Source organism: Actinomycetota bacterium, assembly GCA_019347675.1.
Classification (GTDB): Bacteria; Actinomycetota; Nitriliruptoria; order Nitriliruptorales; family JAHWKO01; genus JAHWKW01.
Window position 1 is genome coordinate 1 of sequence record JAHWKW010000021.1, and the last position, 14,795, is coordinate 14,795.

Below are 14,795 nucleotides of genomic sequence, written 5' to 3' on the forward strand. Positions count from 1 at the left end.
AAGCCACCGTCACCGCCGACGCTGCCGGGCACCGTCTGGATCAACCGACCCAACGACACCGCCGACAAGGAGCAGCCGACTCAGTAGTTCCTTGAAGATCTTGTCTCAAGAAGCTTGACAGGTTCCGGGCTGCGCGCGGCACCTCCGTCTCGGAATGCACTCCTAGTGGGCGGTGACCTGTGCGGGGAATGGCGTCGTTCATCGCCCACTCGACGCGAGCCTTGCCCGTCACCTCTTGCCGGCGCCTCACTCGGCCGATCCGATGGGTTGCCACCGGTCGGCCAGCTTTCGCCACTGACGCTGTCGGTAGTAGGGCCGCAGACGGATCCGAGCGGGCCGCGTCGAGGTGTGTACGAGCACGGCGCGGTCGGTCGGGAGCCGCCGGAGCTCGTCGACGGTGGCCAACGGCCGCCACGTTTCGGACTCGGACAGGTTCGAGGCCCGTCCGGTGGTGGATCGCTGGAGAATCCGTTCGTCGCCGAGCAGGCCCGACAGGTACTCGAGTAGCCCTCGGTCGGTGACGCCGGACAGCACGACCTTGGCCTGGTGGTTGTTGAGGATGGTGCGGGCCCGGTCACGGCCGTAGCGGTCCTCGATCTGGGCGAGGTCCTGCCAGACCGTGACGAGTTGCACGCCGCGGTCGCGGCTAACGAAGGCGTAGCGGTCGAGATCCTGCAACGGCGCCGAGTTCGCGGCCTCGTCCAGCAGCACCATCAGCGGCCGCCCGGCACGGACACCGCGGTTCACTCGGTTGGCGGCGTGGCGCATCACCGCGTCCACCAGACCGACGAACAGTGGCCGGAGGATCCGCTGGTTGTCCTCGTCGTTTGCCTCATGCTGCGAGCGCCGATCTGGCCGGCGTCGGCGACCAAGCCATCAACTGACCGACGCTCGCGTCTATGCGACGCTCGGTCCACGGATGCCCACCGACCCCTCGTCCGGCGGCCGGCTGCGACGCCACAGCAGCAACTGTGACACCGATGATCCCTGCCGCCGGGACGCACGACCATGGGCCACATCAGCCACTGCCGGGGGAGCGGGCCCATCGTCACGCATCGTCGCCCACTGCGCTCGCTCGTCGATGTAGCGGCGTTGCCGCTCAGCCAGCACCCCGCCAGTACCCAGCCGTACGGCTGCGGCGTCCAGCAGCTCCGCGACCAGCGGCCCGCTTGCCGCCACCCACGCCCCGCGCTCCTCGTAGACCAGCCCGTAGCACTCCAGACGGCGCAGTATCCGCCGCGCGTACACCCGCGCCCATTGCAATGCCTGGGCCAGCTCTGCCGCCGTCACCGTCCCCATCCGCTCCAGCTGCAGCCACATCCGTCGTGCCGCCGATCCCAGCAACGCACCGACGCTCGGGCTCCCTGAAGGGCGGTGCGCCCACGCATCGTGCGCTCGTAGCCCCTCAGGGGTGTGTACATCTGGTGTGGCAGTTAGGTCCCTGGGCAGAAGCCGCCCGAGCGGGGTCGGCTCGATCGTGACCGCGGCGATGTTCCCGTCGACGTCGAGGTCCAGGCGGAGCACGCCGTGGTCGGCCCAGCGCCGGTAGCTGCGCCCGACCGTGCGGGCAGACACGCCAGCGGCGACGGCGATGGTGCGTTGGTCGGCGCCGATGGTCAGGTGGCCAGTGCGGGCGGCTTCGGCGGCTAGAGCGCCGAGCACCGCCCGGCCGGACTGGGTCAGCCAGCGGGGCCGTGACCCGTCGGGCAGCTCGATGAGGTCCCAGTGCGCGGCGACGGCCGTGACGGCGGCCGGTATCGGTGGACGCGGGGCGCGCCGGTGCTTGCCGGCGATTCTGGCCACGTCGTTGCGCACACGGGTGTGGAGGTCGGCCCGGCCGAGCCGGTCTCGGAGGTAGTCGACCGCTGGGGAGTCGACCAGCCGGTCGGTGATCCGCGCGGGGTCCCAGCCGCGCGAGAGCAGATGGCCGATGAGGCGACAGCCCTCCACCGACCGGTTCGCCGCCGGGCCCGGGCCGCACTCGAGCAGGTGGCGAGCCCACGCAGCCGGGGCAGCGGCGCCGGCGGTGGGTCTGGGGCGCCCGGCGGCTTGGACAGCGCTAGTGGGCGCGAGCCGGTCCAACAGCAGCGCCCAGCCGGCTGCGGTCGGGCCCGGCCCGGCAAGCGCTTCGAGGATCTCGTCGGGACGCTCGAGGGTGGGCCACCATCCAGAGCGGTGACGTGACCCGGGCGGTCGAACCTGCTGCGCCGCCGGTGGGCCGTCCACCAGCCCGCCGATTGCGCTCAGGTCCGGGTACCGGACGCGCAGCAACTCGGCGAGCCGCTGCCGGTGCTCCAGCCGCAACGTGTGATGGCCTGTGACCAGCCACACGTGCTCGTTGGCCCAGCGGCCGTGGCCGCCTCCCGACGGGACCCTCACGACCGCCACGCCGCAGGGCCGCACGAGCGCGATCAGGTCGTGCACCTGCCCGCGCATGCGGTCGCGGGCCGCGTCGGTGAGCGCCCGGTCGTAGTCGACGTCGAGCACCATGTAGGCGTACGACGGGGTCACGGTCAGAGGGTGGTTGATCGCGACCATGGCGACGCGGTCGGGCGGGACCGAGCCGGCCAGGACGTTGGCGCCGCCGGCGGCGTAGCGGCGCCCGTGGGTGTTGCCCGGCCGGCGCACGAGTTCGGCCAGCCCGGCCGCGATCAGGGCGGGCTCGCCACTGGCCACGAGCTGGCGGGCCTGGGCGATCTGGGTCCGCCGCTCTTGCCCGCGCGTGTAGCGGTTGGCGGTCACCGGCGGGGTGCCTGCCGGCCGTGTTGCGCGGCGCTAGGACACGTTCGCGGCGGTCGTCGGCCGCGCGGCCCGTCGCAGGCGGCCGCCGACCCTGGTGGGTCGATCATCGGGTCGGTACTCCTCGGGTGTGAGGGCGTACTCGACCTGCACCAGGACTCCGGGTATACTCACGACCACATCGGTATCGTGAGCTCCTTCTGCGCCCGGAGCTCTGGCCAGATCCAGAGACCAGACCCCGGTTGCCGCCGGGGTCGTCTCGTATCTACGCCCGTTCTTCAACGTCACACGGGGCGTTCCGCAGGCGTGTGGGCTCCTGTCGTCACGCAACGCCGCACCCCGTCCTGTCTCCCCATCTGTAAGAAGGGCGGGCGCGGACGGCGAACGTGACAGGCACGCGCCGACAGCTTCGTCATATTGCAGTATGCTGGCGGTGTGGCCGTCGACGCCGTGATGAATAGGGTCCGCCCGTGTGGGGCGGACCGTGGATGTCGACGACCTGGTGACCGCGGGTGTGATCGTGGTGCGGATGGGTCTGACGCGGGTGCAGCGCGTCCATGAGCTGCTGCGACACAGCACGGCGCCGATGCCGCCGCCGGTCTACACCGGCCCGCGCATCCACCTGTGGCTGTGGTCGGAGGTGGCCGCCTGGGCGCGGCTGGCGGGCCGTGAGGCGGTGTCGCCCGACGACTGGGTGCCGGCCGGGCTGCTGGTCGAGCGCCTGGATGTCGACCCCGACGACCTCACCGACGATGAGCACGTCGCCGCTAGGCGCACCCGCGAGGGTCGGCGGTGGCGGTGGGGGGACGCCGAACAGGTGTGGATCGACCGGATCAACCGTCCACGCCGGTGACTCGCCTGCCCGGGGAATGAGTCGCTCGACGCGGTGCGCCGAACCTTCTTCCCACCGGCACGGACCACGGTTACCGTACGAACCCGACGAGACGGGCCGTGCGTCCTGTAGGCGGGGGAGCGGGGGGCCGACGTGACCAGCACCGGACCAACAATCGCGCCGTTTCGCTCCCGGGCGGCCAGCCACACGCCGCCGGACGGTGGCGTGGCGGGCATGCCGTCCCCGGCGCGGCGCCGTCGGCCGGTGCTGGTGATCGTGGGGCTGGTGCTGGCGGCGCTGGCCGCCACTCTGGTCGCGGCCGCGCTCAACGCCGCGTCGGCCCGCACGCTGGTGTGGGCCACCGCCACCGCCGTAGCCCGCGGCCAACCGGTCGAACCCGACGGCCTCCAACCGGTGGAGGTGGCTGCCGACGCCGCCGCGGGGCTGGTGCCCGCCACGGTGACGTCGCGCGATGAGCTAACCGGCCGGGTGTGGGCCGCGGATCTGCCCGCCGGACAGCTGGTGTCGTCGGCTCTGACCGTGCAGCAGCTGACGGTGGCCGACGGGATGGCGCTGGTCGGGGTGCGGCTGGATCCGGGCGGGTTCCCCTCGGCCGGGCTGCGGCCAGGCGACGCGGTCCAGGTCGTTGCGAGCGCCGGACCGCAGGGCGGCGACGACAGCCAGGTTCTGGTCGAGCGTGGCCTGGTTGAGGCGGTCGTGGTGCTGTCCGACCAGGGGGCCGCAGCCCCGCGGCTGGTGACCCTGTCCGTGCCGGCGGCGCGGGCCGCAGCGGTGGCGGCAGCCGGCACGGCCGGACGCGTCTCGCTGGCGGTCGTGCCGTGACTTCGGCGGCGGTGGTGTCCGTGGCGGGAGCGCCGGGGGTGTCAACGCTGGTGGCCGCCGCCGCGGCGGCGTCGACCGTCGACGATCCGCTGCTGGTGGTGGAGGCGGCCCCGTCGGGCGGGGTGGTGGCGGCCCGGTGGGGCTGGCCGCGCGAGGAGACGATCGCCGAGCTGGCAATGGACGTCGCCGGCGGGGTGGACCTGTGGGGGCGGGCCCGCCCGTGGCTGGCAGGCTCCCGGGTGTTGCCAGGCGATCCGGCGGCGACGGTGATGCGTCAGGCGCAGGTGGGTTCTTGGCTGGCGTCCCAGCTGGCGGCGATCGCCCACCCGGTGCTGATTGACGCCGGCCGGGTCGACGGGTCGGCCGATCAGCTCGAGCTGCTTTCCGCCGCGGAGCACGTGTGGGTGCTGATCGACCCGACGGTCGCGCAGGTGACAGCCGCCAAGGCCGTCGCCAGCTGGCTGCACCGCGCCGGGCCGCTGGCGTTGCTGGTACGCGAGCAGACGACCGGGCCCGGCCGGTACCCCGCCGCCGAAGCCGCCGCCACCTTGGGCTGGCCGCTGGTGGCTACGGTCCCGGTGGACCGGCCGTCCGCCGCCGCGCTGTGCGGGCTGGCGCCGGCTCGCCGCGAGTTTCGCCGGGCGCCGCTGGTGCGCACCGGCCGGGAGCTGGCCGGCCGGCTGACGGCGGAGGTGGCGGTGTGACCTTGAGCTGGTCGCATCCGACCGTGCGGCCGGTGGTCCGTGCGGTGGTCGACGGCGTTCGTCGGCAGATGGGCGCCCGGTTCGACCGTCAGGTGGCCGAGCAGCTCAACCGCGACCAGGTCGCCGAGCTGATCGCCGACGAGGTCCGCAGGCTGCGCACCGACGACAGCGGGTTGCTGCCGGCAACGATGACGCCCGACGGGCGGAACGCGGTTTGGGCCACCGCCCTGCACGCGGCGCTGGCGGAGCTGGTCGGGCTGGGCCGGCTGCAGCCGCTGCTCGACGACGACCTCACCGACGCCCACATCAACGGCTGCGACCAGGTGTGGGTTGTGCGCGCCGACGGCAGCAAGCATCGCGCCGACCCCGTCGCGGACAGCGACGCCGACCTGCTCGAGCTCGGCCGGACGATTTCGCGCCGCTACGGCCAAGAGGGCGAGCAGGAATGGTCCGAGACCAGCCCGACCGCCGAGGTGACACTGACGTCGGGGCACCGCGTCGAGCTGGTCCGCGACGTCACGCTGCGGCCCTCGATCACCATCCGCCGCCTGGACCTGTCGATCTTCCGTGTCTCCCAGCTGGTCGGGTTGGGGACGCTGCACGAAGCAGTAGCCGACTTCCTGTCAGCGGCGGTGCGCTATGGCTGCAATCTGTTGGTCGCCGGCGGCACTGGCGCCGGCAAGACCGTCACCACGCGGTGCCTGATCAACGAGATTCCCCCGGCCGAGCGGGTGATCACCATCGAGGACGTCCGCGAGCTGGCCGTCACCGATCCCAGGACTGTCGACCGCGACGGCAACCGGCTGCACCCCGACGCCGTGGAGATCCTAACCCGCCGCCCCAACGCGGAAGGAGCCGGCGGGTTCAGCCTGGCGGACGGGCTGCGCGCCTCCAAGCGCATGAACCCCGACCGGCTGATCGTGGGCGAGGTCCGCTCGGTCGAGGCCTCGGACATGATCGACGCGATGCTGGGCGAGGCGGGCGGGTCGCTGTGCACCGTGCACGCCGCATCGGCCCGCGCTGCGCTGGACCGGCTGGTGTACCTGGCCGCCAACAGCTCACAGCTGACCGAGTCCACCGCCCGCAAGATGGTCGCCGACGCTGTCGACCTGGTCGTCTGGCAACGTCGAGATCCGGCAACCGGCCGCCGGTACGTCGCCGAGGTCATCGAGATCGACGGGGTCGACGACGGCGTGCTCGCCCTGCACGAGGCCTACCGCACCGACACGGCCGGTCGGCTTGTGGTCGCGGACGGCCCGACCCTGCGGCTGCACCAGCGGCTGGTCGAACACGGCTGGATCACCCCGGTCAGGCAGGTGGGCTGACGTGGGCACCACCGTCGTGGCGCTGCTGTCCGGGCTGCTGGTCGCAGCCGCCACCGTCGCGGTCGGCGTCGGGCTGGCCGGCACACCCCAGCCGGCGGCCGAGCGCACCATCGACTGGCGGCGGGCAACACGCCGCTACGGCACCGCCGCCGGGGTCGGGCTAATCGCGGTTGCCGCGTGGCTTGCGACCGGCTGGCCGGTCGCAGGGATGCTCGCCATCGCGCTCGTGTGGTTGGCACCCCATGCCGCGCGCGCCGCGGCCGCCCAACGCCGCGAACGTCAGATGCTGGACGCCACCCGGATGTGGCTGCTGCAGCTGCGCACCAGCCTCCAGGCCGGCGTCGGCCTCGAGTCGGCGCTGCGCGAAACGGCACGCCTGGCCAGACCGGACTCGCCGCTGGCCGCACCGCTGCGGCGAATGGTCGAGCGGCTCGACTGGATGGGTCCCACAGCGGCGCTCCAGGCGCTGGCCGACGAGCTCGACAACCACGTCGCCGATGGTGCCGCCACCGTGCTGCGCTCGGCGCTGACCCACTCCAGCCAGGGGGTGACCGCGGCGCTGCAGGCGCTGGGGGCCTGGGCCGACGAGGACCTCCGCCACCTTCGCCACGTCGAATCCGAAGCCCGCGGGCTGCGGCTAGCCAAACGGCTGGTGCTGGCCGTGTGGGCCACCATGGCCCTCTACCTAGTGGCGTCCTCGCCGGACCTGATGGCCCCCTACGCCACACTCGAGGGCCAGGCAACCCTGCTGGTGCTGCTGGGCCTGGCCGGGCTGGCGCTGTGGCTGCTGACCTGGTGGTCCGCCGTCCCCCGACCCGAGCGGTTCTTCCGCCAGCGGGCGGTACGCCCATGACCTTGTTCGTCGCGGTAGCCGCCGGACTGCTGGTGGGTGCCGGCACGGTGGCGGCGGTCTGGGGGATCCGCCCGCCGCTGGCGCCGCTGGACCAGCGGGTCGAGGCGGTCCTGTCCGGACGCTACGCCGCCCACCGATCCGGACCGTGGCGGCGCTGGCGCGACAAGCTTGTGGCTCGCACTCCCACCGCGGTGCTGCCCGACCTGGCCCTGCTGGGCCGCACCCCAGCCGAGTTCGTCACCGGCCGGCTGGCCTGGGCCGCGGGTGGGCTGGTGGCCGTGGTGCTGCTGGCCGGTCTGCTCGGCGTGCCGTTGCAGATGCTGCCGCTGTTCGCCGCCGCCGGGACCGTCGCCGGCTGGTACCTGGGGCTGCACGAGCTGCGCGACGCGGCCGCCAAACGGCGGCGCACCATGGCACTGGCCATCGCCGCCTGGACTCAGATGGCCGCGATGATGATCCGTGCCGGGCTCGGCGTCGAACAGGCCATGCGCCAGGCCGCCACGGCCGGCACCCACTGGACCTTCCGAATGCTGCACTCCTCCCTGGTCCGGGCGGTCGAGGACCGCCGCCCGACCTGGCACACGCTGGCCGCCCTGGGTGACGAGACCGACGTGTCGGAGCTGCGGCAGCTGGCCGCCGAGCTACGGCTGATCGACACCGTCGGCGGCAGCCCCACCGAGGCGCTGCTCACCCGCGCCCAGACACTGCGCGAACAGGAACTGGCCGACCAGCTGGCCGCGATCAAAGCCGCCGAGGTCAAACAGGCCGTCCCGCTCGCACTGCTCGGGATCTGCCTCACCGCGTTCGTCGTGTACCCGGCCGTCCAATCGTTCCTCAGCCCCTGAAAGGAGACCCGATGACCACCCACTCCCGCACCGCCGCCGCGCTGCTACCGGCTGTCACGGCCGCCACCACGCTGCTGACGGTCCTGGCCGCCCCCACCATGCTTCTTCCATGGCTGGCCGGCCGGCTCCGCGAGGCACACCGCGACCAGACCGGCGTCTCTGAGCTGGCCGTGGTGGCCCTGCTCACCGGCCTGGCGGCGCTGATCACCGTCGCCTACATGAACATCATCTCGGGCAAGGTCACCACCGAGGCCAACAACCTGCCCACGTCCAGCGGCTAACGCATGGCTTCGGCGGCACGACACGGTGAGGACGGCGCAGTCCTGGTCCAAGCGGCCCTGATCATGCCGCTGCTCGCGTTGGCCCTTGGCGCGGTGCTGCACCTGGGCCTGTACCTGCTGTCCCGCCAGGTCGTGGTCACTGCCGTGCAGCAGGGCCTAACCGCCGCCACCGCCGCCGACGGCACCACCGCCCAGGGCAAGGCCATCGCCAGCCAGCTGATCGCCGCCCACTCGGCCGCCGAAATCCTGGAGCTGACCGCCACCGCGGCCTCCAGCACCGTGACCCTGACTGCCACCGTGCGCACCCCCGCGGTCGTGCCCGGCCTGACCCGGACCGTCACCGTCGCGCAGAGTGCCGCCAAAGAACGGTGGGTCGCCCCGTGAGCTGGCGTCTGCACGACCAGGACGGCTCAGCCCCGGTGGTCGAGCTCGCACTGGGCGCACCGCTGATCCTGGCGATCCTCTGGCTGGTGATCTGGGCCGGCGCCGGCGCCCAGACCCCCAGCGACGTCGCGCTGGCCGCCCAGGATGCTGCCCGGGTGGCCTCCCGCATCCGCACCGCCGCCGACCGGCCAGCAGCCGCCGCGACGCTGGTCGACGGCCGGCTGGCCAACGGCGCCTGCAGCAGCTGGTCGACCGCCACAACCTCGACCGACGAGGTCGTTGCCGTCACCGTCGACTGTGTGCTCGACACCCCGCAGATGGCGGGGCTGGACGTGCCCACCCGCACCGTCACCGCGACCGGCCGGTCGACCATCGATCGTTTCTTCGTCCAGGACTAGCCACATGGGCCCCAGCCTCTGGCATCGTGCCATCGCCGACCAGGCCGGCGGGTTCGTGATCTGGTGGCTGATCGCCTTGGCCGGCGTCGGCATGCTGATGTTCGCGCTGGTCGCCGACGGCTCGCGCGTACTGGCCACGCTCAACGAGACCTCCGACGTCGCCCAGGTCGCCGCCCGGGCGGGCGCCCGGGCGGTCGACCCCGACACCGGACTGCTCGACGGGGTCCGGGCCCAGGCCGCCGCCCACGCAGAGTTGGCCGCCGCCGGCATGACCGGCGAGGTTTCTGCCGACGCCGCCACCGTCACCGTCACCGCCCGCCGTAACCTCGCCCTGCCCCTGCTCAGCCTGGTTGGCGTCGACCGGCACACGGTCACCTCCACCCGCACGGCCCAAGCCCTTGACCCGACGGCGACCCAATGACCCACCCCACCCGCAACCTACGGCTGGTCACGCTGACCGCGACCGCCGTCCTGCTTGCCGCTGCCTGCAACGGCTCCGGCCAAGCCGACCCGGCCACACCGAAGACGCCGGCCGACACGCCCACCGCCGCGGCCAGCCCCACCCCGGCCGGCCCCACCGAGGCCGAAGTCGACGCGCTGGTCAACGACTACCGCAAGATCCTGCTCAACCTGCCCCCCATGCCCCCCGAGCAGGTGCCCGGGCACGTCACCGACCGCCTCGCCGAGCTCACCACCCCAGACGGCGATGCGCGCCACCACATGCTCGCCCAGGCCAACGAGATCAGCCAGAACGCCGGCCTGTCCTTTGTTCCTGTGCTGCGCGGCACCCCGCACACCGCCCTGCTCAGCGACCCGGTCCGCGACGGTGACAGCTGGGTGACCACCGGCTGTGTCGCCGTCGACGGGCAGCTCACCGACGTGGCCACCGGCCGTCCCGGCGAACTCGACCCCTTCACCACCACCTACACCAAGGTGGCCCTGCGCGCCGTCCCCGACCTCGACGGCGGCGGCTGGCTGCTCGACGAGTACACCCCGCCCGACGACCCCGAAGCGGCCTACGCCAAATGCGTGCCGCCCGACGTTGCCGACCAGATCGAGATCAACTGGCAGGCCCTCGTCCAAGCTTTCGACGATTGGGCCCGCCGCGGCCGTCCCGGCAACGACCTGGGCCGGCTCGCCGAACTCACCACCGGCCAGCTGCTGGCTGAGCTACGCGAGTCGCCCGGCGACTACGTGTACAGCTTCGACCTCGCCCAGGCCATCCGCGGCCACGAGATCGTCTCGGCCACACCCGCACATGTGACCAGCGAGAACTGCTTCGTCGCCCCCGAGCAGCCTCCCGCCTTCGAAACGAACATCTGGCAGCAGGTCGACGGCGAATGGCTGCTGGCCAGCACCGAGACCACCCACCCCGATGAGCCCGACGCCCCGGAGAACCACCGATGCTTCGCCGGCTGACCATCCTGGCCCTCACGGTCGCCCTCGCCGCACTCGCAACGCCCGCGTCGGCCGACGGGCACTGCCGTAACACGCAGCGCCAGGGTAAAGACAGCGCCGGTCTAGTTGAGACCTGTGACCCGCACACCCCGAAGCAGACCAGCCCTGTCGCCCCCCGGAAGGGGCCGGTCGTGACGTGCACCCCCCGGGGTGGCGGGTCCGAGTTCAGCCCGTCGCGGATCACGGAGCATGCGGACGGGTCGGTGTGGCTCTCGGTGCCACACAACTGCTCGGACGGCACCACCCAGAGGCGCCGAACCTGCGTCGACAACTGCCCAGTCGGCGCTGCCAGGACAGGCACGACGGTCCCGGGGCTGCGGCTGGAGGCTCTGGCGAAGATCGACCCGCCCCTGCCGGGTATGCGGCACAGCTTTGACCGGCCTGCCGCCAACGGGCAGATCAGGGCCATCGTGCTGGCGGAGACCTGGTGGTGGTCGGAGGGGTCGTACGATCCGGTCGTGGTGCGGGCCGAGGACGGCCCGTTGTGGGTACAAGTGACCGCAACACCGGGGTCGATGACGATTGACCCGGGGGACGGCTCGCAGCCGCTGGTGTGCCCGGCCCCGGGGGTGGCGTATAACCGCCACGCGTCCTACTACGACCAGATCCCCGGTGAGCGGCGCGGGGCGTGCGTGCACGTCTACGGGCAGACGTTCAATGAGGTCACGGCGACGATGGCCGTGACTTGGACGGTCACGTGGGAGGGCTACTCGCCGTCGCAGGGCAGCGTCGGTGGGACGCTGGCGCCGATGGTGCGACGCCAGCAGGTGTCGTTCCCTGTGCGCGAGATCCAGTCGGTGATCGTCTACTGACGAAGGCGGCGAGATGAGCTCGACACTGCGGACCCGGGTCGGCGGGGCGGCGCGGCTGGTCGGGATCCTGGCCGGGCTGGCGACGCCACCGGTGTTGCTGGCCACAGTGATCGGCGACCCGTTGCCGGCGTGGCCGGTCGACTGGGCGGCGGCCGTGGCGGCGGTGCGGGCCGGGATGGTGGCGTCGTCGGTGTGGGTCGATGTCCTGGCGTTTGTGGCCTGGACGGTGTGGGCGGTCTTGCTCGCGATGCTGGCCCTGGAGGTCGTAGCGGTCGTGCGTGATCGGCCGTCGCCGGCCGGTGTGCCCAGCTGGGTGCGGTGGCTCGCGCAACTGCTGGTGTCGGGCGTGCTAACCGTGGCCGGGCCGCCCCAACCCGTGCTGGCTGCCGCGACGGCCGGGACGGGGGTTCCGGTGGCCACGGCGAAGCCGACCGTGCCAGGGCCCACGTCGCCGGCGTCGCCGGCCGACGGCCGGCTGGTGACGGTGGGGGAGGGCGACTCGTGGGCCGGGCTGGCCGCCGACGTGCTCGGCGACCCGTCGCTGGGAGGCGCACTGCGCAACGCCAACATCGGCCGTCAAGTCGGCCACGGGCACACGATCGCCGACGACACCGCCTTCGTGGAGCCCGGCTGGCAGCTGCTGGTGCCGGCCGCATTGGACGTCCAGTCCGTCGATCCGCCGGCACCCTCACCCGCTGCCGGCGAGACCAGCCGGCACCAGGCCGGAGACGTGGTCGAGGTGCAGCCGGGCGATCACTTCTGGTCCATTGCCGAGGACACCCTGGCCGGCGAGCGCGGTCGGACCCCCACCGATGCCGAGACCGCCGACTACTGGCGCGGCCTGGTCGACGCCAACCGTCACCGGCTCGCACCGCCGCACGACCCGGATCTGATCTACCCCGGCGAGCATTACGTGCTCCCGCCCGCCGACGCCGAGACCACCGACGCCGCCGCAGCCGAGCCGAGCGACCCGCCTCCCGACCTGCCTGCCGCCGCCGGGACCGACGGTGCGCGTGCGGCCGCCGACACCATGGGGCTTTCCGGCCCCACCGACCAGCAGGACGAGGGGCGCGTCGAAGACCCCACCTGTGCGGCCCAAGATGTGCCTCACCTGAATGGCACACCGGATCTGGCCGGCCCGCCGCCGGGGCGTCCTTTGCCCCAACCCGGCCAGGCCGCCCCGCACGCCGGCGCCCACCCCCGCCCGACGGTGGCCTCAACCGCGGCGGCGGTCCGGTCGGCCGACAAGGCGCACGGATACGGCACTGCGGCCAGGGTGGTGGTCTTCGCGGGGTTGGGAATCGCGGCCGCCGGGGTGATCGCGGTGCTTCGCCGGCTGCGTACGGTTCGGCTGCGGCGGCGTCCTCCCGGAACGGCTCCTTCCCCACCGCCGCCCACCGGCACCGAACGGCAGCTGCACGCGGCCGCGGATCCCGACACCGTCTACGCCATCGACCGGGTGCTGCGCGACCTGGCGTCCAAGCTCGACCCTGAGGCGCCACCGCAGATCGTCGGGGTGCACTACACCGGCCAGCAGCTGACCGTAATGCTCGAACAGCCGGCCCCCCCGCCCGACGGCTGGCAGGCCCCCAGCGACCTGGAGTGGATCCGCCGGCTCGACGAAGTCGACCAGGCCACCCTGGCGGACGCCGCTCACTATCCGGGGCCGCTACCCACCCTGGTTACCATCGGCCACATTCGCGAAGCAATCCTGCTGCTGCACCTCGAGCAGCTGACGGTCACCGAGCTGCACGGCCCGCCCGATCAGGTGGCTGACATCCTGGCCACCATCGCCGTTGAGCTGGCGACCTCACCGCTGGCCACCGACGTGCGGGTCGTGTGCGTCGGGTTCGGTAGCGAGCTGGCCAGCCTAGATCGCATCGACGTCGTCGACGTCGACGACTCGAGCCGGCTGCTGGACGACCTGGCGGATCTGGTCGACGAGACGCTGCCGCTGGCCGCGGCCCGGCCGGCCACCGCACCAGCTCTGGCCGGCCGCATCGACGGGGTCGCCGACAGCTGGATTCCGACCGTGGTGCTTGACCCTGTCGGCGCGGTTGCCGCGGAGGTCGCCGAACTGGCCCGGCGCATTCCCCACGCGGGACTGGCGGCGGTGGCCGGCAACGTCACGCTGGACGCCGACTGGCAACTTGAGGTCGACGCTGACCGCATCCGTATCCGCCGGCCCGACCAGCTGGCGGATCTGACACGTCAGCGCACCAGCCTCACAGCCGCGCAGGTCGCCGACATCGGCCGGCTCATCGACCACGCTCGAAACAGCGACGAGGTCGCCTACCCGGACCTGACCATCAGCCACGAGCCCAACGGCAGCGTCCTCTCAGACCAGCCACCGGCTGCCGCCCAGATCGAACAGGGACCGGTCGAGGTCCACGTGCTCGGGACCGTCCGCATCGACGGCACTGAGCCCTTCCGCCGCTCCCGGTCGGCTGAGCTGGTGGCCTACCTGGCGCTGCACCCGCGCGGGGTCGCCGCCGACACCCTCATGGAGGCCCTGTGGCCGGGCGAGCCGCCCGACAACGACCGGCTCAACCGGGTCACGTCCGACGCGCGCACGACCCTGGACGCTGGACCCGACGGCCGCCGGCACCTGCCCCGCATCGAAGCCGGGCTGTACCGGGTGGCCAACAGCGTCGGCTGCGACCTCCACCGCTTCCACCAGCTGGTCGAGGCCGCCAAACACCAGTGCGACGACCACAAGCGGGCAACGCTGAAGGCCGCCCTCGAGCTGGTCGACGGGGAGCCCTTCTCCGGCACGCGGCCCGGGACCTACAGCTGGGCGCACGCAGAAGGACACGTCACCGCCGCGTGCGTGGCGATCGACGAGGCCGCCCGCACCCTCGCAGAACTATGCCTGGCCGTGGACGACTACGAGGGGGCGCGCTGGGCCGCCACCCGCGGACTGGCCGGCAACCCCGGCTCCATCAATCTGTACAAGATCCGTCTCCGGGTCGCCGGCGCCACCGGCAACCTTCTCGAAGCCGAAGCGGTCATGGCCGAAGCCCGCGCCAAGCTCGCCGAAGACGACGGCCCCGAGTTCACCGACATCCTCATCGACGACCTCACCGACCTGTACAACCAGATCCAAACCGACCGCATCGCCATATAGTCCTGGCCACGCAGCAGCCGGGAATCCCTGCGCCAGGCTTGCGGCGTTGCACACAGCAAACACGAAGTCGCCCCGCAAGGGTCTGCGCGGAGATCGTCGAACTTCCCGGTGAGGCGGCGGGGGAGTGGCAGGCCCCGGGGATGCATCCGGCTACGACCGGGGCCGGCCTCCCAGCACCAAACCCCGGAGACTGG

The 14,795-nt window shown here is 72.5% G+C and carries 16 protein-coding genes; 13 read left to right on the top strand and 3 right to left on the bottom strand.

All coding sequences use genetic code 11. From position 1 onward, the window contains the following. Nucleotides 1-246: 246 nt before the first annotated feature. The 3 genes from KY462_13610 to KY462_13620 all read right to left on the bottom strand — a co-directional run bounded on the left by KY462_13610 (nucleotide 247) and on the right by KY462_13620 (nucleotide 2,913). Nucleotides 247-807, bottom strand: a complete 561-nt coding sequence (locus tag KY462_13610) for a TraM recognition domain-containing protein (protein ID MBW3578749.1) — start codon at nucleotides 805-807, stop codon at nucleotides 247-249. 90 nt (nucleotides 808-897) lie between these two features. Then, nucleotides 898-2,742 carry a hypothetical protein gene (locus KY462_13615; GenBank protein ID MBW3578750.1) on the bottom strand — a complete coding sequence of 615 codons (1,845 nt, stop codon included), beginning with the start codon at nucleotides 2,740-2,742 and terminating at the stop codon, nucleotides 898-900. 33 nt (nucleotides 2,743-2,775) lie between these two features. Further along, the gene (locus KY462_13620) at nucleotides 2,776-2,913 is read right to left on the bottom strand and encodes a hypothetical protein (GenBank protein ID MBW3578751.1); all 138 of its coding nucleotides are present in this window, start codon (nucleotides 2,911-2,913) and stop codon (nucleotides 2,776-2,778) included. Nucleotides 2,914-3,223: 310 nt separating this feature from the next. Between KY462_13620 and KY462_13625 the strand changes: the two genes are divergently transcribed. The 13 genes from KY462_13625 (at nucleotide 3,224) to KY462_13685 (ending at nucleotide 14,601) form a co-directional block, all read left to right on the top strand. Further along, nucleotides 3,224-3,592, top strand: a complete 369-nt coding sequence (locus KY462_13625; GenBank protein MBW3578752.1) for a hypothetical protein — start codon at nucleotides 3,224-3,226, stop codon at nucleotides 3,590-3,592. A 132-nt stretch (nucleotides 3,593-3,724) separates the two neighbouring features. Next, entirely contained in the window at nucleotides 3,725-4,414 is a 690-nt protein-coding gene (locus tag KY462_13630; GenBank protein ID MBW3578753.1) for a hypothetical protein, read from the top strand. A 38-nt stretch (nucleotides 4,415-4,452) separates the two neighbouring features. Next, the gene (locus tag KY462_13635; GenBank protein ID MBW3578754.1) at nucleotides 4,453-5,118 is read left to right on the top strand and encodes a hypothetical protein; all 666 of its coding nucleotides are present in this window, start codon (nucleotides 4,453-4,455) and stop codon (nucleotides 5,116-5,118) included. Next, the gene (tadA, locus tag KY462_13640; GenBank protein MBW3578755.1) at nucleotides 5,115-6,443 is read left to right on the top strand and encodes a Flp pilus assembly complex ATPase component TadA; all 1,329 of its coding nucleotides are present in this window, start codon (nucleotides 5,115-5,117) and stop codon (nucleotides 6,441-6,443) included. Before KY462_13635 ends, tadA begins: the two co-directional genes overlap by 4 nt. Before the next feature lies 1 nt (nucleotide 6,444). Then, nucleotides 6,445-7,296: a type II secretion system F family protein gene (locus KY462_13645; GenBank protein MBW3578756.1), complete on the top strand. Its 852-nt coding sequence runs from the start codon at nucleotides 6,445-6,447 to the stop codon at nucleotides 7,294-7,296. Next, nucleotides 7,293-8,141 (top strand): type II secretion system F family protein, encoded by an 849-nt coding sequence (locus KY462_13650; protein MBW3578757.1) that lies wholly within the window; start codon nucleotides 7,293-7,295, stop codon nucleotides 8,139-8,141. Before KY462_13645 ends, KY462_13650 begins: the two co-directional genes overlap by 4 nt. 11 nt (nucleotides 8,142-8,152) lie before the next feature. Further along, the gene (locus KY462_13655; GenBank protein MBW3578758.1) at nucleotides 8,153-8,422 is read left to right on the top strand and encodes a hypothetical protein; all 270 of its coding nucleotides are present in this window, start codon (nucleotides 8,153-8,155) and stop codon (nucleotides 8,420-8,422) included. A gap of 3 nt (nucleotides 8,423-8,425) precedes the next feature. Continuing rightward, nucleotides 8,426-8,806 carry a pilus assembly protein gene (locus tag KY462_13660; GenBank protein ID MBW3578759.1) on the top strand — a complete coding sequence of 127 codons (381 nt, stop codon included), beginning with the start codon at nucleotides 8,426-8,428 and terminating at the stop codon, nucleotides 8,804-8,806. Beyond that, nucleotides 8,803-9,204, top strand: a complete 402-nt coding sequence (locus KY462_13665; protein MBW3578760.1) for a pilus assembly protein — start codon at nucleotides 8,803-8,805, stop codon at nucleotides 9,202-9,204. The genes KY462_13660 and KY462_13665 overlap by 4 nt, the downstream gene beginning before the upstream one ends. Before the next feature lie 4 nt (nucleotides 9,205-9,208). Further along, nucleotides 9,209-9,625 (top strand): hypothetical protein, encoded by a 417-nt coding sequence (locus tag KY462_13670; protein ID MBW3578761.1) that lies wholly within the window; start codon nucleotides 9,209-9,211, stop codon nucleotides 9,623-9,625. Continuing rightward, on the top strand, nucleotides 9,622-10,623 hold the full coding sequence (locus tag KY462_13675; GenBank protein MBW3578762.1) for a hypothetical protein: 1,002 nt from the start codon (nucleotides 9,622-9,624) through the stop codon (nucleotides 10,621-10,623). Before KY462_13670 ends, KY462_13675 begins: the two co-directional genes overlap by 4 nt. Before the next feature lie 170 nt (nucleotides 10,624-10,793). Beyond that, a complete protein-coding gene (locus KY462_13680; protein ID MBW3578763.1) occupies nucleotides 10,794-11,474 on the top strand; it encodes a hypothetical protein in 681 nt (226 codons plus the stop codon). 13 nt (nucleotides 11,475-11,487) lie between these two features. Continuing rightward, complete coding sequence (locus KY462_13685) at nucleotides 11,488-14,601, top strand: hypothetical protein (GenBank protein ID MBW3578764.1); 3,114 nt, start codon at nucleotides 11,488-11,490, stop codon at nucleotides 14,599-14,601. The last annotated feature ends 194 nt before the right edge of the window (nucleotides 14,602-14,795 follow it).

Excerpts from the sequence above, each read along its gene's own strand:
- KY462_13675 (MBW3578762.1), top strand. The coding sequence starts at position 9,622 with ATGACCCACCCCACCCGCAACCTACGGCTGGTCACGCTGACCGCGACC.
- KY462_13650 (MBW3578757.1), top strand. The coding sequence starts at position 7,293 with ATGACCTTGTTCGTCGCGGTAGCCGCCGGACTGCTGGTGGGTGCCGGC.
- KY462_13670 (MBW3578761.1), top strand. The coding sequence starts at position 9,209 with ATGGGCCCCAGCCTCTGGCATCGTGCCATCGCCGACCAGGCCGGCGGG.
- KY462_13660 (MBW3578759.1), top strand. The coding sequence starts at position 8,426 with ATGGCTTCGGCGGCACGACACGGTGAGGACGGCGCAGTCCTGGTCCAA.
- KY462_13685 (MBW3578764.1), top strand. The coding sequence starts at position 11,488 with ATGAGCTCGACACTGCGGACCCGGGTCGGCGGGGCGGCGCGGCTGGTC.
- KY462_13655 (MBW3578758.1), top strand. The coding sequence starts at position 8,153 with ATGACCACCCACTCCCGCACCGCCGCCGCGCTGCTACCGGCTGTCACG.